The 901-nt window shown below is 51.4% G+C and carries 2 protein-coding genes; both read right to left on the minus strand.

Going from position 1 to position 901, the window contains the following annotated elements; translation table 11 throughout:
- Positions 1-130 precede the first annotated feature (130 nt).
- Entirely contained in the window at positions 131-388 is a 258-nt protein-coding gene (locus J3482_RS20125; RefSeq protein WP_206923075.1) for a hypothetical protein, read from the minus strand.
- Positions 389-406: 18 nt separating this feature from the next.
- A partial coding sequence (locus J3482_RS20130) for a major capsid family protein (protein WP_206923076.1) occupies positions 407-901 on the minus strand: 495 nt, incomplete at its 5' end.

Consider the following 901-nt stretch of genomic DNA (forward strand, 5'->3'; position numbering starts at 1 on the left):
TCGGTTCCGAACTGTGGGTAGAACGCAACGAAATCAGCGACGGAGTACGAAGGGTTTGTCCCAGCGCGAAGGTTCGAACCGCTGCCAAAGTTCCAAAACGGATTGTAGAAACTCCATCCTTCACCCATGGTTATTCACCAGGTTCTTCGGATTTCGGTTTACGCCGTCTTTGCTTTTCAGCATGCGCCGCTTCTTCAACTGCATTTTCATCAGCTTTCCCGTTGGTAATCGCTACATCACCAGCATTGTAAGCCAGCTTAAACATACTCGATTCCTTGACCCAATCTGGCACATCATGAAAAGAGAGAGCCTGCGTATAAACAGGCCCTCCCGCACCAATGCCGCCAGGGTGGTCAAAGCGGAATCTCTTCTTCGAAAAGATACGCAATCTGAACCCTCCTAGCGGTTAAATGCCATCGACATATTGCACGCACTGCGTGAAGAGGAATTTTACCTCGGAGAACTGACCAGTATAGTTCGTCAGATACGCGACCTCGCGCACATCAGGTTGCGTCATCACCCGGCTAATCGGAACTGTCATGTCGAAGTTCACTCGGTCTTCATCGTTGACATAGAAGACCATCCGGTCTGCGCCGCCTGTGCCCGCTCCGGTACACCAACGAGAAGGTAGGATTTGCACATCGATTCCTTGGTTTTTACCGATGTTGTTGTCCAGCAAGAACTGGAGGATGGACTGTGAGCCAGCCGCCGTGACAGGTTGACCGACAATGTATGCGTACTGAGCCGGCGGGATGAGGATATGATTCGCCATACCAGTGAGATCGTATTGGCTATTTGCCCACGTGGTCTCGATACCAGCGTTTACGTCGTTCAGAATCTCCTGCGGTGTCTTCTTAGTCCAATTCGTAGACCCAGAAGCACCTTCAGCAGCAGCCGAAGC

Source organism: Alicyclobacillus suci (genome assembly GCF_017329615.1).
Lineage (GTDB): Bacteria > Bacillota > Bacilli > Alicyclobacillales > Alicyclobacillaceae > Alicyclobacillus > Alicyclobacillus suci.